This window comes from Musicola keenii (genome assembly GCF_014855505.1).
GTDB classification, from domain to species: domain Bacteria; phylum Pseudomonadota; class Gammaproteobacteria; order Enterobacterales; family Enterobacteriaceae; genus Musicola; species Musicola paradisiaca.
Genome location: NZ_JAAWVW010000005.1, coordinates 254,049 through 276,157, shown reverse-complemented (window position 1 = coordinate 276,157; position 22,109 = coordinate 254,049). Strand labels below are relative to the sequence as shown.

At 58.6% G+C, this 22,109-nt stretch carries 17 protein-coding genes and 1 pseudogene; 3 read left to right on the top strand and 15 right to left on the bottom strand.

The features are described from left to right. Positions 1–131: 131 nt before the first annotated feature. Genes HEP82_RS07680 through HEP82_RS07670 form a run of 3 tightly spaced genes read right to left on the bottom strand, consistent with a single transcriptional unit; the run spans position 132 to position 5,841 of the window. Positions 132–1,529: an efflux transporter outer membrane subunit gene (locus HEP82_RS07680; RefSeq protein WP_192457536.1), complete on the bottom strand. Its 1,398-nt coding sequence runs from the start codon at positions 1,527–1,529 to the stop codon at positions 132–134. Further along, on the bottom strand, positions 1,529–4,687 hold the full coding sequence (locus HEP82_RS07675; RefSeq protein WP_192457535.1) for an efflux RND transporter permease subunit: 3,159 nt from the start codon (positions 4,685–4,687) through the stop codon (positions 1,529–1,531). The genes HEP82_RS07680 and HEP82_RS07675 overlap by 1 nt, the downstream gene beginning before the upstream one ends. Positions 4,688–4,689: 2 nt before the next feature. Then, on the bottom strand, positions 4,690–5,841 hold the full coding sequence (locus HEP82_RS07670; RefSeq protein ID WP_192457534.1) for an efflux RND transporter periplasmic adaptor subunit: 1,152 nt from the start codon (positions 5,839–5,841) through the stop codon (positions 4,690–4,692). Between the two features lie 122 nt (positions 5,842–5,963). On the opposite strand from HEP82_RS07670, the gene HEP82_RS07665 reads away from it, so the two are divergent. Together HEP82_RS07665 and HEP82_RS07660 are read left to right on the top strand one after the other, a co-directional pair. Then, on the top strand, positions 5,964–6,563 hold the full coding sequence (locus HEP82_RS07665; RefSeq protein ID WP_192457533.1) for a TetR/AcrR family transcriptional regulator: 600 nt from the start codon (positions 5,964–5,966) through the stop codon (positions 6,561–6,563). After that, positions 6,556–7,749, top strand: a complete 1,194-nt coding sequence (locus HEP82_RS07660) for a multidrug effflux MFS transporter (RefSeq protein ID WP_192457532.1) — start codon at positions 6,556–6,558, stop codon at positions 7,747–7,749. Before HEP82_RS07665 ends, HEP82_RS07660 begins: the two co-directional genes overlap by 8 nt. A gap of 51 nt (positions 7,750–7,800) precedes the next feature. Here the strand turns inward: HEP82_RS07660 and fdhE are convergent, their stop codons facing one another. The 12 genes and pseudogenes from fdhE to hypB all read right to left on the bottom strand — a co-directional run bounded on the left by fdhE (position 7,801) and on the right by hypB (position 21,855). Then, positions 7,801–8,730 carry a formate dehydrogenase accessory protein FdhE gene (gene fdhE, locus HEP82_RS07655; protein ID WP_192457531.1) on the bottom strand — a complete coding sequence of 310 codons (930 nt, stop codon included), beginning with the start codon at positions 8,728–8,730 and terminating at the stop codon, positions 7,801–7,803. A gap of 553 nt (positions 8,731–9,283) precedes the next feature. Then, positions 9,284–9,919 (bottom strand): formate dehydrogenase cytochrome b556 subunit, encoded by a 636-nt coding sequence (gene fdoI, locus HEP82_RS07650; protein ID WP_192457530.1) that lies wholly within the window; start codon positions 9,917–9,919, stop codon positions 9,284–9,286. After that, positions 9,906–10,808 (bottom strand): formate dehydrogenase subunit beta, encoded by a 903-nt coding sequence (fdxH, locus tag HEP82_RS07645; protein ID WP_192457529.1) that lies wholly within the window; start codon positions 10,806–10,808, stop codon positions 9,906–9,908. Before fdxH ends, fdoI begins: the two co-directional genes overlap by 14 nt. 12 nt (positions 10,809–10,820) lie before the next feature. Then, positions 10,821–13,871 (bottom strand): formate dehydrogenase-N subunit alpha, encoded by a 3,051-nt coding sequence (fdnG, locus tag HEP82_RS07640; RefSeq protein WP_192457528.1) that lies wholly within the window; start codon positions 13,869–13,871, stop codon positions 10,821–10,823. A gap of 663 nt (positions 13,872–14,534) precedes the next feature. Further along, positions 14,535–14,729: pseudogene (locus tag HEP82_RS07635) on the bottom strand (GntR family transcriptional regulator); the annotation flags it as partial. Next, positions 14,722–15,459, bottom strand: a complete 738-nt coding sequence (locus HEP82_RS07630; protein WP_192457527.1) for a glutamine amidotransferase — start codon at positions 15,457–15,459, stop codon at positions 14,722–14,724. The pseudogene HEP82_RS07635 and the gene HEP82_RS07630, both read right to left, overlap by 8 nt. Continuing rightward, positions 15,419–15,715 carry a YlaC family protein gene (locus HEP82_RS20100; RefSeq protein ID WP_269150416.1) on the bottom strand — a complete coding sequence of 99 codons (297 nt, stop codon included), beginning with the start codon at positions 15,713–15,715 and terminating at the stop codon, positions 15,419–15,421. The genes HEP82_RS07630 and HEP82_RS20100 overlap by 41 nt, the downstream gene beginning before the upstream one ends. Before the next feature lie 99 nt (positions 15,716–15,814). After that, positions 15,815–18,127: a carbamoyltransferase HypF gene (gene hypF / locus HEP82_RS07620; protein WP_192457526.1), complete on the bottom strand. Its 2,313-nt coding sequence runs from the start codon at positions 18,125–18,127 to the stop codon at positions 15,815–15,817. A 369-nt stretch (positions 18,128–18,496) separates the two neighbouring features. Further along, positions 18,497–19,525 carry a hydrogenase expression/formation protein HypE gene (gene hypE, locus HEP82_RS07615; protein ID WP_192457525.1) on the bottom strand — a complete coding sequence of 343 codons (1,029 nt, stop codon included), beginning with the start codon at positions 19,523–19,525 and terminating at the stop codon, positions 18,497–18,499. Next, positions 19,525–20,640, bottom strand: coding sequence for a hydrogenase formation protein HypD (gene hypD, locus HEP82_RS07610; RefSeq protein ID WP_192457524.1), 1,116 nt, complete (start codon positions 20,638–20,640; stop codon positions 19,525–19,527). The genes hypE and hypD overlap by 1 nt, the downstream gene beginning before the upstream one ends. Beyond that, complete coding sequence (gene hybG, locus HEP82_RS07605; RefSeq protein WP_015854209.1) at positions 20,624–20,914, bottom strand: hydrogenase maturation factor HybG; 291 nt, start codon at positions 20,912–20,914, stop codon at positions 20,624–20,626. Before hybG ends, hypD begins: the two co-directional genes overlap by 17 nt. Then, positions 20,905–21,855: a hydrogenase nickel incorporation protein HypB gene (hypB, locus tag HEP82_RS07600; RefSeq protein WP_243061606.1), complete on the bottom strand. Its 951-nt coding sequence runs from the start codon at positions 21,853–21,855 to the stop codon at positions 20,905–20,907. The genes hybG and hypB overlap by 10 nt, the downstream gene beginning before the upstream one ends. On the opposite strand from hypB, the gene HEP82_RS20175 reads away from it, so the two are divergent. Next, the gene (locus HEP82_RS20175) at positions 21,835–22,080 is read left to right on the top strand and encodes a hypothetical protein (protein WP_243061605.1); all 246 of its coding nucleotides are present in this window, start codon (positions 21,835–21,837) and stop codon (positions 22,078–22,080) included. The genes hypB and HEP82_RS20175 overlap by 21 nt on opposite strands. Positions 22,081–22,109 lie beyond the last annotated feature (29 nt).

Genomic DNA, 22,109 nt, shown 5'->3' with positions numbered 1-22,109 from the left:
CAACGTGTCGGTTGATCTGTCGAGCCAAACCGCGACGTCCGGGAAAAGGCGCCCTTCCGGGCGCCTGCATTGCTCACACCACGCCACTGGCCCAAGTCATGTCACGAGGTTGCTTGCTGCCTTGTCATCGTCTAGTTCACCCCGCCGCCTAATGCGTTATACAGGGTAATCAGGTTGTTCAGCCGCGCTTGCTCCAGCGAAATCAGCGACTGACGGGCGCTGTACAGCGTGCGTTGCGCATCCAGTACATTCAGATAGGTGTCCACGCCTTCACGATAACGGCTGCTGGCCAACTGATAGCTGCGTTGCGCCGCCGACACATAATCCTGCTGCGCCGATTGCTGCTCAGCAAGGGTTCCTTTGCGGGCCAGCGCATCGGCCACGTCGCTAAATGCGGTTTGCACCGCTTTCTCATAGCTGGCGATATCGCCTTTTTTCTCCGCCTCGGCATAACGCAGCGCCGCCAGATTGGCACCACCATCGAAAATCGGCAGGCTCACGTTGGGAGCAACCGACCAGACCCGAGAACCATGACGGAACAGCGATGACAGCTCGCTGCTGCCGATGCCATTACTGGCAGTGAGGGTGATGCTGGGGAAAAAGGCCGCCCGCGCCGCGCCGATATTGGCGTTGGCGGATTTCAGGGTATGTTCCGCCGCCTGCACATCAGGACGGCGCAACAACACCGTGGAGGAGATCCCCGCCGCTACCGGCGCGACCGCCCCGGTCACGCTTTCCAACGAGTCCGGCAGCAATACCTCCGGCACCGGACGGCCCGCCAGCAGATCCAGCGCGTTCCGGCTTTGCGCTTCGGTGGTCAACGCGCTGGCGACATCCGCCCGCGCCTGTTGATAGAGGGTTTCCGCCTGCGCCACATCCACCGCCGACGCCACGCCGTTGCGCTGCCGGCTGTGCGTTACCGCCAGCGACTGCCCGGCGCTCGCCATCGTCTGCCGCGCCAGCGCCAGATCGCTGCGGGCAGTCGCCAACGTCACCCAAGCGGTGGCGCTGTCGGCAATCAGCGTCAACCGGGTACTGGTGGCGGTTTCCGCGCTGGCAAGGTAAGTCTCCAGCGCTGCACCGGTCAGGCTGCGGTTTTTACCGAACAGATCCAGCGAGAAGGAACTGACGGACAGCCCCGCACTATAACTTTGGCTGAGCGATGTCCCGCTGCCGCTGCTATTAAGCGTACGGCTGCGCGTACCGTCGAGCGTGGCATTGAGCGACGGCACCTGATCAGCACGCTGTTCACCATACAGGGCACGCGCCGCCTCCATATCGGCGATCGCTTTGCGCAGGCTGCGGTTATCCGACAGCGCCATATCGACCACCTGGCGCAGACGCGCATCCACCATCACCTCGCGCCACGGAATGTCGTCTGCGGCGCGCTCGGTGGGCGAAGCGGTTTGATAGGCCGCGCCCTGCGGCCAGTGTTCAGGCACCGGCGCGGATGGCCGTTGATAGTGTGGATCGAGCGTACAACCGGACAACAACATAACGCCGGTGACGATGCCTGTGATAACGCGCATTAGACTTCTCCCTGTGAAGGGTCGACCGGTAACTGCCGGGACTCGTGTTTACGACCGGAAAAGACCCGCTGCACCAGAACAAAGAACAACGGCACCAGGAAGATCGCCAGTATCGTCGCCGTCAGCGTCCCACCGACAATACCGCTGCCGATGGAGATACGGCTGTTGGCGCCCGCCCCGGTCGCCACCGCCAGCGGCAGCACACCGGCGATAAACGCCAGCGAGGTCATCAGCACCGGACGCAACCGGGTGCGCGCCCCCTCCAACGCCGCTTCATACAGCGTGGCGCCGCGCCGGTAGGCCGCTTCGGCGAACTCAACGATCAGGATGGCGTTTTTGGCCGATAGCCCGATGGTGGTCAACAATGCCACCTGGAAATAGACATCGTTTTCCAGCCCGCGCAGGGTCGCCGCCAACACCGCGCCCACCACGCCGAGCGGGATCACCATCATCACCGAGAAGGGGACGCTCCAGCTTTCATACAACGCCGCCAGACACAGGAACACCACCAGAATGGAAATGGCGTACAACGATACCGACTGCCCGCTGGCCAACCGTTCCTGATACGACAGTTCGCTCCACGAGAAGGTGGTGCCGGACGGCAACGAGCGCGCCAGTGACTCCATCTCGTCCATCGCTTCGCCTGAGCTGACGCCCGAGGCGGCCGCGCCCTGAATCTCATAGGCCGCCAGCCCGTTGTAACGCGACAAGCTCTCCGGGCCGAAGCTCCAGCGCGTGGAGGCAAACGCGGAGAATGGCGTCATGACGCTGTCACCGCTGCTGTCGGTACCGCGCACAAACCATTTATCGAGATCGGCCGGTTTGCTGCGGGAAGATGCATCCCCCTGAATATAAACCTTTTTTACCCGTCCACGATCGATAAAATCGTTGACGTAGGTACTGCCCCAGGCGCTACTCAACGTACTGGTGACATCACTGACTGACAGCCCCAGCGCGCTGGCTTTGGCGTAATCGATATCCACCTGTAACTGCGGCATCTCCGCCAGATCGTTGGGGCGCACCGCCGACAACCGCGGGTTCTTCGCCGCCGCGGCCAGTAACTGGTCACGCAGCGCCAACAACCGGCTGCGGTCGGTACTGCCGGTCGCCTGCAATTCGAAGGTAAAACCGTTCGATTGCCCCATCCCCTGCACCGCCGGCGGCGACATGGTAAAGACCTGCGCATCACGGATGCTGGCAAGCGCCCCCATCGCCCGGCGGGCGATCGTTTCAGCGCTGTTTTGTTCGCCTGAGCGCTGGCTCCAGTTTTTTAGTGCGACGAACGCCATACCGGCATTCTGGCCACTGCCGCTGAAGTTAAACCCGGAGATCACGAAGATCGCCTCCACATTGTCTTTTTCCTGGGTGAGGAAATAGTTCTCGATGGTCTTTCCCACTGCTTGGGTGCGCGCATCGGTCGCGCCGGCCGGCAGCGTGAACTGCACCATCACGTCGCCTTGATCCTCGTTAGGCAGAAAACCGCCCGGCAACCGCACGAACAGTACCCCCATCACCGCCACAACCAGCCCGTACAACGCCAGATAGCGCCAGGAGCGGGTCAGCACCTGCGCCACCCGCCCGACATAACGGGTTTGCAGCGCGTTATACCCCCGGTTGAAGCGGGCGAAAAAACCGTTGCCGGTCGACGCATGCGCCGTCGGTTTCAGCAACGATGCACACAATGCCGGCGTCAGCGTTAACGCCACCAGTACCGACAGCAGCATGGAGGACACGATGGTGATGGAGAACTGGCGGTAAATTACACCGGTGGAACCGCCGAAAAACGCCATCGGCAGAAAGACGGCGCTCAGCACCATGGCGACGCCGACCAGCGCGCTGCCGATCTCGCGCATCGATTTTTCGGTAGCGGCGGCCGGCGCCATCCGTTCTTCCCGCATCAGACGCTCGACGTTTTCCACCACCACAATGGCGTCATCCACCAGCAAACCGATGGCCAAGACCATGCCGAATAGCGTGAGGGTGTTGATGGAATAACCGAAGACCGCCAGCACACCGAAGGTTCCCAGCAACACCACCGGCACCGCGACGGCCGGGATCAACGTTGCACGCAGGTTTTGCAGGAACAGGAACATCACCAGCACCACCAGCAGGATGGCCTCGAACAGCGTCTTCACGACTTCTTCGACTGAAATCTTGATGAAGTCGGTACTGTCTTTCGGGTAGGCCACTTTATAGCCTTGCGGCATCTGCGGTTCGAACTCCGCCACTTTAGCCTTGACGCGCTCGGCGGTGGACAACGCATTCGCTCCCGGCGACAGCATGACCGCAATCCCCGCGCCGGGGTGCCCATTCAACCGGGTGGACATGGAGTAATCTTCATTACCGATCTCCACCCGGGCGACATCCTCCAGCCGAACCAACGCCCCGCTGGTTTCGCTTTTGATGATGATCTTGCGAAACTCTTCCGGGGTTTTCAGCCGGGACTGTGCCGTGACCGTGGCCGTCAATTGCTGATTGGCGGAAGCCGGTTTCCCGCCGATCTTGCCGGCGGATACCTGGGTGTTCTGCGCTTCAATCGCCGAGGAGATATCCGACGGCATCAGGCTGTAGGACGCCAGTTTGGCCGGATCCAACCAAATACGCATGGCGTACTGGGAACCGAACACCTGTACGCTACCGACCCCCGCCACGCGCGACAGGGCATCCTGCATATTGCTGACCAGATAGTCGGCGATATCGGCGGCGCTGCTGTTATCGGTGACATCATACAGCGCGGCGATCAACAGAAAGTTGCTTTGCGACTTCGTGACCGTCAACCCCTGCTGCTGCACTTCGGTCGGCAGGCGGCTGGTGGCCTGCTGCACTTTGTTCTGCACCTGTACCTGCGCGGTATCCGGGTCGGTTCCCTGGGCGAAGGTTACAGTGATTCTGACATCGCCGCTGGAGTCGCTGGTCGACGAAAAATAGAGCAACCCGTCCAGCCCGGTCAGTTGCTGTTCAATCACCTGAGTGACGCTGTTTTCCAACGTTTCCGCCGATGCACCGGGATAGCTGGTCTTGATGGATACCGACGGCGGCGCCACATCCGGGTACTGCGCCACCGGCAGCGACTCGATGGACAATGCGCCGGCCAGCATAATGACGATGGCGATCACCCAGGCGAAAACCGGGCGATAAATGAAAAAGCGGGAGAACATAGTTACTGCGCCTCCGTGCCGCGTTGAGATACCGCGTCGGAGGGTGTCTTACCTTCAACCGCCGTTACCGTCTCCCCGTTATGCACTTTGTCGGTACCTTCCGTGATGATGCGCTCGCCAGTGTGCAATCCCTGAGTAATCAGCCAGTTGTCACCGATCGCCTCGCCGGTTTCCACCTGCCGCAGTTCCACCTGCTGTTTATCGTTCACCACCCAGGCGGTCGCCCGGCCTTTGGCATCACGGATAATCCCTTGCTGAGGCGCCAGAATGGCATCCGGCAACGTCGCCGTAGCAACCGATGCCCGGACGAACATGCCCGGCAACAGCGTATGGGCCGGGTTGGCGAACTCCGCCCGCAATATGACACTGCCGGTGGCTTCATCCACGGCGACTTCCGCCAGCTTCACGGTGCCGGACTGCGCGTAACGCTGGCCATTTTCCAGCGTCAACACGGCCTGAGTCTGGGGCTGCCGCTGGCTGGACAACAACGCCAACCGCTGGCGGCTGGACTGGGTGAGGTCGACGTAAATAGGATCCAATTGACGGATAGTCGCCAGTGCGGTGCTCTGACTGGCCGTGACCAGCGCGCCCGACGTGACGGAGGAGATGCCGATGCGCCCGGCAATCGGCGCGGTGATTCGGGTATAAGCCAGATTAATCTGCGCCGTTTTCAGTGCCGCCGCCTTTTCCGCGACATTAGCCACACTCTCTTCGTAAGTGGCCTGCGCATCGTCGGCATCCTGCTGCGAGACGCCTTCTTCTTTCAACAGGCGCGCATAGCGTTCTGCCTTCAGCTTCGCCGAGCGCACCGTGGCCTGGGCATTTTTCAGCGCAGCGGCAGCCTGATCCTGAGCGGCCTGATAACTGGCCGGATCAATCTGGTACAGCACCTGCCCGGCTTTCACCTCGCTGCCTTCGGTAAATAGCCGCTGGAGGATAATGCCGTCTACCTGCGGCCGCACCTCGGACACCTGCGCCGCAGTCACGCGCCCGGTCAATTCACTGTGCAAGGTGACAGGGGCGCTTTTCAGCGTTTGTACCGTTACCTTCACCGGCGCAGCCCTCTCTGGGGATTCATTTTTCTGCTCACAACCGGCCAAATTCCATGCCATCAGCACGACACTGGTTGTCACAATTAACATTTTACTTCGCATCAAGCCGTCCCTAAAATTGAGAATGAACGTTCATTCTCAATATAAAAAAAATTACGTCAATCTTCTTATGACCTTTGCAAGGGTAACGTAAGCAACGTTATCCGGACTTACTGGAGCATACCGTGTCATTACCACGTACAGACGACAAAACGCTGGCCCGGCGGGATCAGATCATTGCCGCTGCCCGCTACTGTTTCCGTCACGCCGGATTCCATGGCGCCAGCATGGCGGAAATCGCCGCTCAGGCCCGGCTCAGCGTCGGGCAAATCTATCGCTATTTCATCAACAAGGACGACATCATCGAAGAGATCGTGCGCCGCATCGTGGAATGCCGATTGAAACACATGTCGCCGGGCAAGGAGGATCCATTGCTCTTCGCCCCCAGACTGGCGCGGCGCGAACTGCCGGACAATGACCCCAGCTGGAGCGACGACCACGCATTGATGCTGGAGGTCGCCGCTGAAGCGACGCGCAATCCACGAGTCGCCGCTATTTTGCATGACGCGGATCGGCGGCTGTTTCAGCAAGCCTGCTCATTGGTGAAGCTGCGCTATCCCCATTTCAGCGACCCGGAGATCGCAGCCCGGGTCGAACTGATGGCGGTGCTGGGTGAAGGCACCGCCTGGCGCAGCCTGCTGCCGGCCTACTATGCCGCCGACGTGCTGCAACCGTTATACGAAAATTTGATTAATCTCACCTTTCCACAGGACCACCATGAGTAAATCCACGTCCAATCACTCCAGGTTCGGTTACGCGCTGATCCTCGGCTCGCTGGCGGCATTGGGGCCACTTTGTACCGATCTTTATCTGCCCGCACTGCCGCAACTGGCCAGCGAGCTGTCCACATCTACCGCCACCGCGCAGTTCAGCCTGACCGCAGGCTTGCTGGGCCTGGGCTTCGGCCAACTGATTTTCGGCCCGCTTAGCGACAAACGCGGACGGCGCGGGCCATTGCTATGGTCATTGATCATGTTGCTGCTCACTTCCGCTTGGTGTGCGCTGGCATCGGATATCGGCCAGTTGATTATTGCTCGCCTGTTACAGGGAATTGCCGGTGCGGGCGGTGCGGTACTGTCGCGTGCCGTCGCGCGCGATCTGTATGCCGGACACGAACTCACCCGGTTCTTTACACTGCTGATGCTGGTTAACGGACTGGCCCCTATTCTTTCGCCGGTACTGGGCGGTGCGTTGATGACGCTCACCAACTGGCGCGGAATTTTCGTTACGCTGACGCTTATCGCCATCCTGCTGTTACTCATGAGCGCACTGCGGCTGCCGGAAACATTACCGGCCAAACGCCGTATCGACGGCGGCATCGGCGCCATGCTGGCGTCGCTCGGCAGCCTGCTGCAGGCGCGCCAGTTTATGGGTCTGTGCCTTACGCAGGGGTTTTCGGGTGCAGGAATGTTTGCCTATATCGGAGGATCGCCGTTTGTACTCCAGGAGATTTATGGGCTCAGCCCGCAAGCGTTCAGCCTGTGTTTCGCCGTCAACAGCGTTGGCTTGATTATTGCCGGGCAGCTCGCCGAGCGGCTGTGTCGTCGTTGGGGGGAAAACGGCGTACTGCGTCTGGGATTGGGGATCGCCATCGTCGCATCGCTGGTGCTGGCGCTGGCCGGTTATCTGCACGCGCCGTTGATAGGGATTCTGCTACCGCTGTTCCTGGCGGTATCGATGATTGGTTTTATCGGCCCCTGCGCATCTGCGCTGGCAATGCAGAGCCAGGGCGGCAAAGCAGGCAGCGCATCGGCACTGTTGGGGCTTAGCATGTTCGCCCTCGGCGCGCTGAGCGTACCACTTACCGGACTCAGTGGCGGGACCAGTGCGCTATCGATGGGGGTAGTGATCCTGACGTGTTATTTGCTGGCCACCTTCTGTTGGTGGCGATCACTGCACGTCGCCAACTGAACGGCGGGTATCATGCCGGCGTCTCCATCAACACGGAGACGCCATAGCGCCTTAAATATTGCTATTCGGGAACAGAAACGGATTGATACTACTGCGGGCAAAACCCTCTTCTTCCATCTTGATATCCAGCACCAGTGACGCCAGATCGTCGGCGACGGCTTCCACCCGATGATCTTTCTCCTGATACAACAGCTTTAGATAGGTGCCGCAGTCATCACAACTCTCGGTCTTGATGGCTGAATTTTCGTCATCCAACGACCAATAATTCAGCTTACCGGCCTGCTCGCAGTTACTGCATTTCACCCGAACCATATGCCATTCGGTCTCACACAAATTGCAGTGCAGATAACGCAAACCGCTGGTAGTACCGAGCTGAACCACGCCGGAAACCGGTATGCTGCCGCACACCGGGCAGAACTGCCGATGTTCGCCCAACTCCGCGCGCGCCTTGCCCGGCAGGCCGGTCGCCATTTGCGCCCAGTACAGCGACAACGCCGCCCAGACGAATGGCGCTTTGTCGTTGTCTTCCTCACTGAATTGCTGGTTCAGCAGCGCGCTCGCCAGCGTCTCCCACTCCTGCGCCGACATTTTTTCCAGATTCTCCAGCGTGGACAGCACCTGGCCGTCGGCACCCGGTTTCAGTTCCTCAACCAATGCCCGCAGCAACGTCTGCCAGTGCGGATCGCGCGGGAAGACGCTGACGTCCAGCGGCGGACGTTCACCATTGTTTTCCAGCAAAAAGGTAAGATCCTGTTGCAGGGGGTGATCGTGCAGAACTTTTTGCTGCGCCTCGACCACCGTAGCGGCGAAATCAAGGTAATCCTCCAGCGGATGATTCTCCGCCAGTTGGCGCAGACGTTCGGCTCGGTTGCTGTACAGGCTTTTCAGATTCGCAAACAGCAGTGGCGGGATTGCGCCGAGAGTGGAAGATTTATCATTCTGGCCTGCCAGTTGATCCTGCGGCACGATACGAATACTCATCAGGTGATATTTCCCGTTGTCGATATTGAAAAGCACACCGCGTGTCGGCTGTAACCATCACGGTATGGTGACGAAACGACCACCGCCGGCGATCGCGCAAATTAAAGGCCTATCCCGCCCCGCGCACCCCAAACAGGGTATAAACAATGCGCCAAAATTTTAGCGCCGCAACAACCTGAAGGGATAGGCTCTGAGGCCGCCAATGTTAACAGGTTATTCCCTGCTGACAGCAGTGATTTTCCTCATTTGCCGCGCGGGTGAGCGACAAGACGAGCAGCGCGGCGCATCATCCGCAAAATTGTGACCATGACTGCGTAGCGATGCCTTAACTATTCGAGTTGCAGGGCAACACGCTCGCATGGTGTTTCCCGCTGTGGCCGGGCAGCGGCTCAAGCCGGCTGAATGGCGCGCCAAACGCGCAGATTCTCACTGCGCTGGCTACCGACGTATGGAGAAGAGATGTGCAGGGCAGCGTAAGGATGTACGCCATAAAACATCAGAGGGGAAGCCTACGCTTCCCCTTGTGATGATGCCAATGTCGCACCGCGTATCGTCAGGGCTGCTTTTCCTGACCTTTGGATTGCAGTTCACGGTACCAGCGCGGATGGTGTTTCTTCGCCCAGGACGTTGACACCCAGCCTTCCACCATCGCGGTAATGGTGCCTTTAACCCACAGCGCCGCGTAGATGTGCACCATGATGACCAAGATCAGCCCGACGGCAGCGACGGAATGCACCACCAGCGCCGCCCGGATTACCGGGATCGAGAACGCTGGCGCAAAGTAAGGCCGCCAGATCACCACCCCACTGCCTAACAGCAACAGCAAACTGATGATGGCCAGCCAGAACACGCATTTCTGGCCGAAGTTGTAGCGACCGGTGTCGCCCACTTCTTCATTGCGGGCGATCTTGTGGATATTTTTGGCCCATTCGATGTCATCACGCTGGATCAGGTTGTGTTTCCAGTAACGGAAAAACATCAGCAGAAACGCCACAAACATCACCACGCCGACAAACGGGTGCAGAACACGCGCCAGTTGCGGCGTACCCAATACATTCATCAGCCAGTTAAACGACGGGAAAAAGAACCCTAATCCACTGAGTGCAGCGAACACAAAACAGAACGCGACAATCCAGTGGTTGATGCGCTCTGGCGCACTATAACGCTGAATACGATTATTCTTTTTCATGCTGCTTGTCCTCGTGGTGCTCTTCGTCCTCTTCCTCTACGCGGTTCGGACCAATGCCAACATAGTGGAATACGCTGGCAGCGAAGGTGGCGGCAAAACCAATAGCAGCCATCGGCTTCCAAACGCCTTTCCAGAAAGTCACCGCTGGGCTGATGCTCGGGTTATCCGGCAGACCATGATAGAGCTGGGGACGATCGGCATGATGTAAGACATACATCACATGTGTCCCACCGACACCCGCGGGATCATACAAGCCGGCATTGTTGTAACCACGGCTGTTCAGGTCTTTCACCCGCTCGCTCGCCAGCACTTTCATCTCGTCTTTGGTACCGAAATGGATCGCGCCGGTTGGGCAGGTCTTCACGCAAGAGGGCTCCTGACCAACCTCCACACGGTCAACGCACAGAGTGCACTTGTACACCTTGTTGTCGTCCTTGTTCATGCGCGGCACATTGAACGGACACCCCGCGATGCAGTAACCGCAACCAATGCAGTGTTCCGACTGAAAATCAACAATACCGTTGGCATACTGAATGATCGCCCCTTCCGCCGGACACGCCTTCAGGCAGCCAGGGTCAGCGCAATGCATACAGCCATCTTTACGGATCAACCATTCCAGCTTGCCGTTCTCTTCAACTTCAGAGAAACGCATCACCGTCCAGGATTTGGCGCTGAGATCGGTAGGGTTGTCGTACACCCCGATGTTATGCCCGACATCATCACGGATATCGTTCCATTCGGAACAGGCCACCTGACAAGCCTTGCAGCCGATGCAGGTGGTGACGTCAATAAGCTTAGCCACCTGCTCTTTGTGATTACGGGCCTGTGGCGGCGGTGTCAATGAATTGGTCGCGGAGCGACGGATAATATCTTGAGATTGCATTGCCATAGTGTTTCTCCGCTACGCCTTTTCCACATTCACCAGAAACGCCTTGTACTCCGGCGTCTGGCTATTGGCATCACCAACATGCGGCGTCAGGATATTAGCCATAAAGCCTTTCTGCGTGGTGCCTTCAAAGCCCCAGTGACAAGGAACGCCGATGGTTTCCACCGGTTTACCTTGAATCGTCAGGGTGCGGATACGCTTGGTGACTACCGCTTTAGCCTTGATATAACCGCGTTTGCTGCTGACTTTCACCATATCGCCAGCCTGAATGCCTTTCTGCTTCGCCAACCCCTCGCCGATTTCGACGAACTGTTCCGGCTGTACGATGGCATTAAGCCGGGCATGTTTGGTCCAGTGGCGGAACAGTTCGGTGATGGAATAGGTCGTAGCGACGAACGGAAACTCATCCACCGTTCCCATGCGTGGGCGATCCGCTTCCAAAATCCGGGCGGCCGGGTTGACCTGCGCCTTGCTATAGACCGGATTATTCTTCAGCGGGGATTCCAGCGGCTCATAGTGCGCCGGGAACGGGCCTTCCGCCATCTTGTCGATGGCGAACAGCCGCCCCAATCCTTCCGTGTTCATAATAAATGGCCCCGCCGCATTGCCCGGCGGCACGGTCGCAGCAAAATCCGCCACATCGACCCCAGTCCATTTCTGGCCGTTCCAGCGAATCAATTCACGTTTGGGATCCCACGGGCGGCCCTGTTCATCTGCCGAAGCACGGTTGTAGAGAATGCGACGATTCTGTGGCCAGCTCCAGGCCCATCCCGGCGTACAGCCCAATCCTGATGGGTCAGAGTTATCACGCCGCGCCATCTGGTTGCCCGCCTCCGTCCAGGATCCTGAATAAATCCAACAGAAACTGGACGTCGTACCGTCATCTCGTAACTGGGAAAAATCAGCCAGCAACTGCCCTTTCTTCAGAATCAGGTTGCCTTTGTCGTCAAGCAGATCTGCCAGCGCACGACCATTGGCTTCTTTGGTAATCTCTTCAGCCGACGGATCTTCCGGCTCCAGATAATCCCAGCTCATATTCAGCACCGGCAATGGATTGGCGCCGCCTTCTTTGGCGTATAACTCACGTAGGCGCAAGAACAACCCTGCCAGAATCACGCCGTCGTGACGCGCTTCACCCGGCGGCTCAGCCCCCTGATAGTGCCATTGCAACCAACGGCCGGAATTCACAATGGAGCCGTTTTCTTCGGCAAAACAACTGGAAGGCAGACGGAACACTTCCGTCTGTATCTGGCTTGAATCTACATCGTTCAACTCACCATGATTCTGCCAGAAGTTGGAGGTTTCGGTCGCCAACGGGTCGATGACAACCATGTACTTCAGCTTTTTCAACGCATCGCGCGCTTTGTTGGAATCAGCAAACGCCGCCATCGGGTTGAAGCCCTGCACGATATAGCCATTGACCTTGCCATCCAACATCATGCGGGAATAGGCCAGCGCATCGTAACTTTTGTCCCACTTCGGCAGCCAGTCGTAACCCCAGTCGTTGTCCTTCGTCGCCTTATCGCCCCAGAAACTCTTTAGCATGCTGATAAAAAATTTCGGCGTGTTCTTCCAGTAGTTGACCTGATCCGCCAGCAGCGCCTTCGGCGTGATCTGATCCAGGTATTCTTTCAATGAGGTCTGTTTTTCCGACGGCAACGGCATGTAGCCCGGCAGGTTCAGCGACAGCAGCCCCAGATCGGTATATCCCTGAATATTGGAGTGGCCGCGCAACGCATTGACGCCGCCCCCCGCCATACCGACGTTGCCCAACAACAGTTGGATCATGGCTGCGGTGCGAATAATCTGCGCACCCGCAGTGTGCTGAGTCCATCCCAACGCATACATAATGGTCGCGGTACGATCAGGAACGCTGGTTGAGCCCAGCAGATCGCAAATAGTGAGGAAGTCCTGTTTCGGCGTACCGCACACCGATGTCACCAGATCCGGCGTATAACGACTGACGTGCTCCTTCAGCAGGTTCCACACGCAACGCGGATCGCTCAAGGTTAAATCACGTTTGGCGAAACCGTTCTCATCCAGCGCGTACTGCCATGAGGTACGATCATAGCGGTGATCTTTTTCGCTATAGCCGCTGAAGATACCTTCATCAAAACTGTAGTCGTCACGCACAATCAGGCTGGCGTTGGTGTAGGCCTTCACATACGGCATTTGGATCTTGTCGTGGGTCAGCAGGTAATTCACGACCCCTAACAGAAAAGTAATATCGGAGCCGGCGCGAATCGGCGAGTACAGATCCGCGACAGAAGCTGAACGGTTAAAACGCGGGTCAACGACGATCAGTTTGGCGCCATTATGAATTTTGGCTTCGACTGCCCATTTGAATCCTACCGGGTGCGCTTCCGCCGGGTTGCCCCCCATCACCAGCACGACGTTGGCATTCTTAATATCCACCCAGTTGTTGGTCATGGCGCCACGGCCAAAGGTAGGCGCCAGCGCAGCCACCGTCGGGCCGTGACACAGACGAGCTTGAGTGTCGATACCGATCATGCCCAACGCACGCGCGAACTTCTGATCAAGAATACCGGTTTCATTGCTGGCCGCCGAAGAACACAGCATCCCGGTAGTCAGCCAGCGGTTAACCGTGACTCCGGCGCTGTTTTTTTCCACAAAGTTGGCGTCGCGGTCTTTTTTCATGAGACGCGCGATACGATCCAACGCCTCTTCCCAACTGATGCGCTGCCACTTATCGGCGCCCGGCGCGCGATATTCCGGATACAGCAGCCGCTGATCGCTATGAATGAAATCCACCAGGCCGGCGCCTTTAGGGCACAGTGCACCTCGGCTAACCGGATGATCCGGATCCCCTTCGATATGATAAATGGAAGATTTGGCGTTTTTGGCACCGTCGCCCAGGCTATACATTAAAATGCCGCACCCAACGGAACAGTACGTGCAATTATTTCGCGTCTCTTTAGCGCGCAGTAATTTATATTGCCGCGTCTCAGCTAACGCAACGCTGGGAGAAAAGCCCAGGGCAGTGACCGTGGTACCGGCCATACCACCCGCACATATTTTGAAAAATTGTCTTCTGCTGACCTGCATGGGATATTCCTCGCACGACATCACTCAGAGCCATATCGACATAAATACGATGATGCTTTATTGATATGAATAGATTTTTACGAATTGGCGCATAAAACCTTACTAAACATACGCATTATGCGCCGGCAAAAAAAAAGCGCCAAGCGTTTATCTCAATAACAACAAATCCGTCACACTTCATCACAACAACGATGTTTTTTAACGCAAACACCCACTTATGGCGAACAATTCTCATTATCAAAAAAATCGTAACCAACTAATCGTTATATATTATTTTACATAACGATAACGCAACGCTTCAGCATGAGCATTTGTATTGATTAATATTGTTTATCATTTTGGTGAATAAATACGCCACCCTACTGATGAGATGGTTATTTATTTCCACTCATCTTTTATTCCGAAGAAATAATAAAAACACGCAGAAGGATTCAGATGAAATATAAAAAAAACGGAGTTTGAAATGCTTCCCCGGATAAGCTAACTATAATGAACGGAATAAAACCATTCATTACGATAAAAATTAAAAACCACGAATAAAAATAAGCGGTTCATAAAAAACGTCGACACCGCGCCATGAGCAAGATAACCGATATATCACCGGTTGAACTATCCAGCCGTCATAATGTAACCGTGTTTTTAGTATGGGTTTAGACGCCCATCATAGCCGGACTGTAGCCAGGAAACGATCAGCCCCTGGCTTTCCAGCCACTGGTGGGCATGCAACACCGTCATCAGGCTCAGCCCGCTGTGTACCACGTTCTATCGCAGCGACGGCAACTTCTCGCCGGGTTGCCAGACACCGGCCTGCAATTGCTCGCGCATCGGGTGCGCCGGCTGTTCGAACTTATTAAGCATCGCACACCCTGCGCGCAAACGCCTGGCGGACAAAATTCAGCAGCAGGCGTCTGGCCCACACCGGCTCGTTATCATTGGTCAGCTCCGGCAACCGGCAGTGGCGCAGGCACGCATTCATCACGGCTTTGTCCATCTCTGGATGAAACTGTACCGACAGCGTATGCGGCGAGTAACGAATAATCTGGCATCCATCCTGCTCGGAAAACGCCAGTACCTGCGCTCCCGGCGGTGGTACCAGCACCGACTGTTGGTGACTCAGGTAGGCATCAAAACAGGCAGGGACGCCGTCCAACCAATCATCAGCGTCGGCATTAACGTGCAACGACACCGTTTTCAACCCCATTTCTCGCCCGTTGGGGTTATCCGCTACCGTGCCACCCAGCGCGTGCGCCAACAACTGGTGGCCATAACAGACACCGAGTACCGGTAAACCGGCGTTGACCGTCTGCCGCAACCAGTCGGCAGTACGCTCGCTCCAGTCGAGCCGATCAGTCACCATCGACCAGGAGCCGCTGATGATCGCCACATCCTGCTCCTGCGGCGCCGGCAAGCTTTCGCCGGCATCCGGCCTCACCACCCGCACAGTGGCGCCCTCCGCTGCCAAGGCATCGGTAAACCAATGGGCCTGTTGCCCCACGGCATCGGCGATCGGCGTCGGCGGCTCGCCCATCTGGACGACCAATACGGTTTTAGTGGGGGAAGACGGAGAAAAAGGGGAAGTCCGGCTCATACTGTTGTCCTGTCATCAATCCAATATCATTTTGACAGTACCACCAGCGCCATGCCCTGTCACGGCGGCACCAACATGCCGAATACGGCGCGTACCACAGGATCAGCGCCACCGGGATATCGCTCACCAATATGGCGCCAAACCAAACCGGATGGGTAACGATAAAACGGCGGCTGAAGCGAATGCGATTATCCCGCTGTTCATCGCGATTGATTTGCTCGATTTCCGCACCGAGGATACGCCTGACCTCGTCCATGCCGTCCTCCTGTTGACCCGTCCAGCGGCCATTCGCCGGATGGTGCGACAGTCACGCGCCCATTCAGAGACAGAACAGATACAGCCAAAAACAAGAACGCTATAACAGTTTGCCTGCCTGCGCGAACCGGCTGGCGGCGATCAGCGCCTGCCCCAGCGCCACACCGCCATCACCGGCGGGAAGCTGACGCGGCAGCAGCAGCTCGAACCCGGCCAGCCTGTCGCGCAACAATGCCGCCAACAACCGGTTGTGCATCACGCCGCCGGAGAGCACCACGCAATCGGTCTGATGCTCGGCGGCCGCCCGACGCGCCAGCGCCGCCACCCCATCCGCCAGCGCCACGTGAAACGCCCATGCCCGATCGGACGGCGCGGCGCAGTACGCCAGCCACTGCGACCAAAACACCGCCAGATCCAACTGATTCCCCGCCAGCGGCAACGTCACCGGCGGCGCTGCGTCGGTATGTTGACGGGCCAGCGCTTCCAGCCAGCAGGCGGCTTCGCCTTCCCAGCTTTGTTCACCATTAAACCCGAGTGCGGCAGCCACGGCGTCAAACAACCGGCCGGTGGATGACGCCAGCGGCGCGTTGACGCCGCGTTCGATGGCCCGCGTCAATAGCGGCACGGCGCTGGCCGGGATCGCCGTCGCCTCCGGGCGCTGCGCCCAGTCAGGGACAAACGCCAGATACTGCGCCAACAGATTACGCCAAGGTTGGCGAGCCGCCAGATCACCGCCGGGTAACGCCACCGGCGGCAAGCCCCCCAGATGCCGACAGTGCGCATAATCCACCAGCAGACATTCGCCGCCCCACCACTGCCCATCCGCGCCGTAGCCGATACCATCCAGCGCCAGGCCGATCACCGGCCCGGCCTCACGCGGCCGTTGGTGCTCCGCCATGCAGGCCACAATGTGCGCATGATGATGCAGCACTTCGATACAGGGAATCTGCAACACCTGCGCCTGCTGTTTTCCCCACCGGTGGCTGACATAACCGGGGTGCGCATCCACAACGATGGCCTGTGGCGTAAACCGGTACACATCGGCAAACAGCGCCTGCGTCTGGTGATACTGCCGTTCGATACCGCTATCGGACAGATCGCCCAGGTGCTGACTGAGGATGGCGTTGCCGCCACGCAACAGGCAGAAGGCATTTTTAAGATCCGTTCCCATCGCCAACAGCGACGGCTGTTCGCTGAATCCTGGCGGCAGCGGCAGCGCATCCGGCACATAGCCGCGTGCGCGACGCAACAGTTCCGCCTGGCCAGCGGACTGCATCCGCACCACCGAATCGTCCGCCCGCTGCACAATGTCGCGATCGTGCAGCAGCCACACATCGGCAATGCCGGCGAGATCCGTTAACGCCTGTGCGTTATCCAGCGCCGGCGGCCTGCCGCTGGCATTCCCGGAGGTCATCACCAACGGTCGTCCGACTGCCGCCAGCAACAGGTGCTGTAACGGATTGCCGGGCAGCATGAGCCCCACTTCATCCAAGTCGGGAGCAATCCCGGCTGACAACGCGCCGTCAGTGCGCAGTGGCAACAACACAATCGGTGCCGCCGGGCTGCGCAACAGACGCCGTGCGGCATTAACGTCAGAGAGCGCGCTGCACGCGGCCAGCCAGCCGTCATCCGGCAACATCACCGCCAGCGGTTTGGCCGGACGGTGTTTGCGCGCCCGCAGCCGCGCCACGGCATCGTCGCAGATGGCGTCACACGCCAGATGGAAACCGCCCAACCCTTTGACGGCGACGATCCCGCCGGCCAGCAGCGTCTGCGCCGCCTGCTCAATCGCCTCGTCACCTTCCGCACATCGCTGTTGACCGTCATGCAGCCACATATGGGGCCCGCACGTCGGGCAAGCATTGGGCTGCGCGTGAAAGCGCCGATCAGCCGGATGGCGGTACTCTGCATCGCAGTCGGCGCAGAGCGGAAACGCCGCCATCGCGGTATACGGCCGGTCGTAGGGCATCTGGCGAATAATGGTAAAACGCGGCCCGCAGTGGGTGCAGTTGATGAACGGATAGCGATAGCGGCGGTTGGCTGGGTCGAACAACTCCTGACGACAGGCATCGCAGGTAGCGGCATCCGGCACAATATGGGTATCCATCGCGCCGCTGCCGCTATGTTCAATCGTGAAATCATCCGGCAGCGAGACCCAGCAATAAGGCTGACATGTCAACTGGTCAATCTGCGCCAGAGGTGGGCATTCGGCGTGTAACGCCGCCACGAAATCAGCTTCAGCGCTCGTCGGCCATAACCGGATCAACACGCCCGCACCGTCGTTAAGCACGCTACCTTTAACACCTAACCGATGGGCGATCTGCCAGACATAGGGCCGAAACCCCACCCCCTGCACCTTGCCTTTAATGCGGATTTCAACGCCTGATGTCATCGTTACCTGAATAGCTGACATAGGTAAGAACCTATATTTGGGGTCTGTAGGATAAATTTTCTGTAGCAAAGATGCCGATGTTCGTTTTTTTGGCGTCAGAAACTGTGCTGAGGAGGACGGCTTCGCCGGGTGAGCCGCATGGACGCGGCGAAAGCCCGTGCCGCTCCGGGAGAGCGTCACGGGCGGCCCGAACAGCGAAGTCGAACGCCGAAGGAACCGCGTTAGCGGCACAGTTTTGCCACCAGCCAGAGGTCAAGGAGAGGCGGCGCTGAGCCTCTCCTTGTCGTGCGGGTGATGAAATAACAGAGAAATAATGTGGCTTATCCCGCACGAAACCTCTCCGCTCTCTTGCCAAGAAAAATAGTACGGCTGTTTACCAACAGCAGCGAGTCAACAAATCCTCGGCATCGGTTCGCTGTGCGGCAGATCCAACAGACGGGACGCGCCAAACACACCGCACAGGCGTACCTGTTTTTTATCGGTGACACTACCGATAACTGCGGCATCGTGTCCCAGCGGATGGGAGCGCAGCGCGTCCAGCACCCGGTCTTCCGCTTCCGGCGACACCACCAGCACCAGTTTGCCTTCGTTGGCGAAGTTCAACGCCTCTAACCCCAGCAGCTCGCAAATACCGCGCACCGCAGTTTTGACCGGCAGCGCGTTTTCCTGCACTTCCATCCCGCAACCGCTGGCGGCGGCGAACTCATGCAGGATCGCCGTCACCCCGCCGCGCGTGGCGTCGCGCAATGCACGCACGCCGTCAATCCGCCGCAGCGGCGCGATCAAGGGCTCCAGCACGGCGCAATCGCTGACCAGTTCCGCCTCCAGCCCCAGATTTTCCCGCAGGTTGAGAATGGTTGCGCCGTGGTCGCCCAACGTCCCGCTGACCAGGATGCGATCGCCGGGGCGGATCTCGCTGGTTCCCCAACTGACCTCCGTCGGGATCACGCCGATTCCGGCGGTATTGATAAACAGTTTGTCCGCCGCACCGCGCGGCACCACTTTGGTATCACCGGTGACAATGTGTACCCCGGCGTCGCGGGCGGTTTGCGCCATGGAACTCACAATACGGGCCAGCATCTCGCCGCTCAGCCCTTCTTCAATAATGAAACCGCAGGAGAGATAACGCGGTAGCGCACCGCTGACCGCCAGATCGTTCACCGTACCGCAAACCGCCAGCTTGCCGATATCGCCGCCGGGAAAGACGATGGGGTCGATGACATAGCTGTCGGTGGTAAACGCCAGACGGTCGCCCGCCGCCGCCAACGGCGCCAGCGGCAGACGAGCCTGATCTTCCCGTGCGCCAAGCAGCGGGTTGTCAAACGCCTGCAGAAACAACGCCTCAATCAGCTGCTGCATCGCCTGGCCGCCGCTGCCGTGCGCCAGGGTAATCTCTTTGGGCAGAATGGTTGCAGTCATCAGGCACACTCCCGGCGATACTGGTAATAGGCCGCGCAGGCCCCTTCAGAAGACACCATCAGCGCGCCGATGGCATTTTGCGGTGAACACCGTTGCCCGAACAGCGGGCAGTCGCTCGGTTTGCAACGCCCGGTCAGTACGTCACCGCAGCGGGATAACGGCTCATCCGCCACCCGTTGTTGTTGCGGTTGAAAGCGCCGTTCCGCATCAAACCCAGCATACGCCGCACGCAGTTGCATGCCGGAGTTGGCGATCTCGCCCAACCCACGCCACTCGCTGCTGGCTTTGGTTTCAAACACCTCATCCATCGCTTGTTGCGCCAATACGTTGCCACTGTCCGGCACGATACGGCGATACTGATTTTCCACTTCGCAACGTTCGTCATGCAGTTGCTGCACCAACATCAACAGCGCCTGCAGAATATCCAGCGGCTCAAACCCAGTGACCACAAACGGCTTGTGGAACTGTTCGCTCAGCGGTTGATACGGATAAGCACCGATCACCATGCTGACATGACCCGGCGCCAGAAAGCCGTCGATGCGCAAATCCGGCTGCTGCAGCAGGCTGCGCAAGGTAGGAATGATGGTGATGTGCTGGCAAAACAGCGAGAAATTATCAATGCCGCGACGCTTGGCCTGTTGCAGCGTCAATGCTGAGCTCGGCATGGTGGTTTCGAACCCTAACCCGAAGAACACCACCTGCCGATCGGGGTGCTGTTCCGCCAACGCCAGCGCATCCATCGGCGAGTAAACCACCCGGATATCGGCGCCGTGACGACGAGCGTCCTGCAAGGAGCCATTGCGCCCCGGCACCCGCATCGCATCGCCGAAGGTGCAGAAAATGACTTCTGGCCGCGCGGCGATCTCCAGACAGGCGTCGATGCGGCCCATCGGCAGCACGCACACCGGGCAGCCCGGGCCGTGCACAAATTCGATTTCCGGCGGCAACAGCCGGTCGATGCCGAACTTGAAGATGGCGTGGGTATGCCCGCCGCACACCTCCATCAATTGCAGCGGACGCGCCGCCCACTGCGGACGATCCGCCACCAGCGCCCGGATCCGCTGCAACAGCGCCTTGGCCAGTTCCGGATCGCGGAATTCATCTACGTACTGCATAAACAGCTCCGGTTTGCCGGACTTCATCCAGCTCTAGTCCGACGGCCTGCATTGACTGCAACGCCTCCAGCGTGTCCTGCGCTTCCTGTTCGTCCAGCAGACTCATGGCGAACCCAACGTGAACCAACACCCATTGGCCGATCAGTTCGGCGGGCTCGCCGTCGCACACCAGCGCGATGTTGACGTCGCGCTGCACACCACACACATCCACCCGGGCCGGATGATGAATATCCGCCCCGACCGACACTACTTTACCGGGCACGCCTAGGCACATGGCTGACTCCCCAGCAATTGCGCTTCCAGCCAGGCCAACCACTCGTCCATCCCTTCGCCGGTTCGGGCCGACAGCGCGATGACGGCGATATCCGGGTTGATACGGCGCGCATTGCGCACGCAGGCTTCCAGGTCAAAATCCAGATAGGGCAACAGGTCGATCTTATTGATGATCATCAGCGACGCCGCCGCAAACATATGTGGATATTTCAACGGTTTGTCTTCACCTTCGGTCACGGACAGTACCGCCACTTTATGGCGCTCGCCCAGATCGAAACCGGCCGGACACACCAGATTACCCACGTTTTCAATAAACAGCAGGCTGTGATCCGGCAACGACAGCCGATGCGCGGCATCGTGCACCATTTCGGCATCCAGATGGCAGCCTTTGCCGGTATTCACCTGGATCGCCGGCACCCCGGTCGCGCGGATGCGTTCCGCGTCATTGGTGGTCTGCTGATCGCCTTCAATCACTGCGCAAGGCAGGCGATCGCGCAGCAGATGCAGCGTGCTGGTCAGCAACGTGGTTTTGCCGGAGCCGGGGCTGGAGACCAGGTTCAGCGCCAGAATATGCCCAGCCTCGAAATGCTCGCGGTTATGCTGCGCGACCTGATTGTTTTTGCTCAGCACGTCCATTTCGATCTGCAACAAACGCTGTTGACCGACGCCCGGCGCATGGGTGCCGGCAGCGCCTTGTCCATAATGCAGATCCTGATCCTGCACCACCGGCTCGAAGCGATCTTCCGGCTGAACGGCTGGCGGCTGCGGGTGTTCATGATCATGGGAATGTGCATGATCGTGTGAATGCTCATGATGCGGGTGATGGCCGTAACGGCGATGCGCGCCGACATCAAGATCCCCCGCTCGCAACGTTGCCGTTTCGTGGTAGTAGTGATGCACATCGCCATGATGATGATAGTAATGGTGATGATGAATGATCACGCACTGGGCCGGCTGCCTGTCGCCGTGGTCATGGTCATGCCCATCATCAGCATGCGCGTGACCCGCTTCATGGTGGTGCGCGTGGGCATGGTGATGATGATGGGGGTGAGCATGGACATGCTCATGATGATGGGAATGTTCGTGGTGATGGTCGTGATCATGAGGGTGTTCATCGCCCTCGATTTTGCGTTCGCCTTCACCGCAACCGCATGTGGTACACATTAAGACGACTCCTTCGGTTACCAGACCGGTTT

Bases quoted from the DNA above. Each gene is read 5' to 3' on its own strand.
- HEP82_RS07675 (WP_192457535.1), bottom strand. From the start codon at position 4,687: ATGTTCTCCCGCTTTTTCATTTATCGCCCGGTTTTCGCCTGGGTGATC.
- hypD (WP_192457524.1), bottom strand. From the start codon at position 20,640: ATGCAGTACGTAGATGAATTCCGCGATCCGGAACTGGCCAAGGCGCTG.
- HEP82_RS07670 (WP_192457534.1), bottom strand. From the start codon at position 5,841: ATGCGAAGTAAAATGTTAATTGTGACAACCAGTGTCGTGCTGATGGCA.
- HEP82_RS07660 (WP_192457532.1), top strand. From the start codon at position 6,556: ATGAGTAAATCCACGTCCAATCACTCCAGGTTCGGTTACGCGCTGATC.
- hybG (WP_015854209.1), bottom strand. From the start codon at position 20,914: ATGTGCCTAGGCGTGCCCGGTAAAGTAGTGTCGGTCGGGGCGGATATT.
- fdhE (WP_192457531.1), bottom strand. From the start codon at position 8,730: ATGAGTATTCGTATCGTGCCGCAGGATCAACTGGCAGGCCAGAATGAT.
- hypE (WP_192457525.1), bottom strand. From the start codon at position 19,525: ATGACTGCAACCATTCTGCCCAAAGAGATTACCCTGGCGCACGGCAGC.
- HEP82_RS07630 (WP_192457527.1), bottom strand. From the start codon at position 15,459: ATGAGCCGGACTTCCCCTTTTTCTCCGTCTTCCCCCACTAAAACCGTA.
- hypF (WP_192457526.1), bottom strand. From the start codon at position 18,127: ATGTCAGCTATTCAGGTAACGATGACATCAGGCGTTGAAATCCGCATT.
- HEP82_RS20175 (WP_243061605.1), top strand. From the start codon at position 21,835: ATGGTGATGATGAATGATCACGCACTGGGCCGGCTGCCTGTCGCCGTG.
- fdnG (WP_192457528.1), bottom strand. From the start codon at position 13,871: ATGCAGGTCAGCAGAAGACAATTTTTCAAAATATGTGCGGGTGGTATG.
- HEP82_RS20100 (WP_269150416.1), bottom strand. From the start codon at position 15,715: ATGGACGAGGTCAGGCGTATCCTCGGTGCGGAAATCGAGCAAATCAAT.
- fdxH (WP_192457529.1), bottom strand. From the start codon at position 10,808: ATGGCAATGCAATCTCAAGATATTATCCGTCGCTCCGCGACCAATTCA.
- HEP82_RS07680 (WP_192457536.1), bottom strand. From the start codon at position 1,529: ATGCGCGTTATCACAGGCATCGTCACCGGCGTTATGTTGTTGTCCGGT.
- fdoI (WP_192457530.1), bottom strand. From the start codon at position 9,919: ATGAAAAAGAATAATCGTATTCAGCGTTATAGTGCGCCAGAGCGCATC.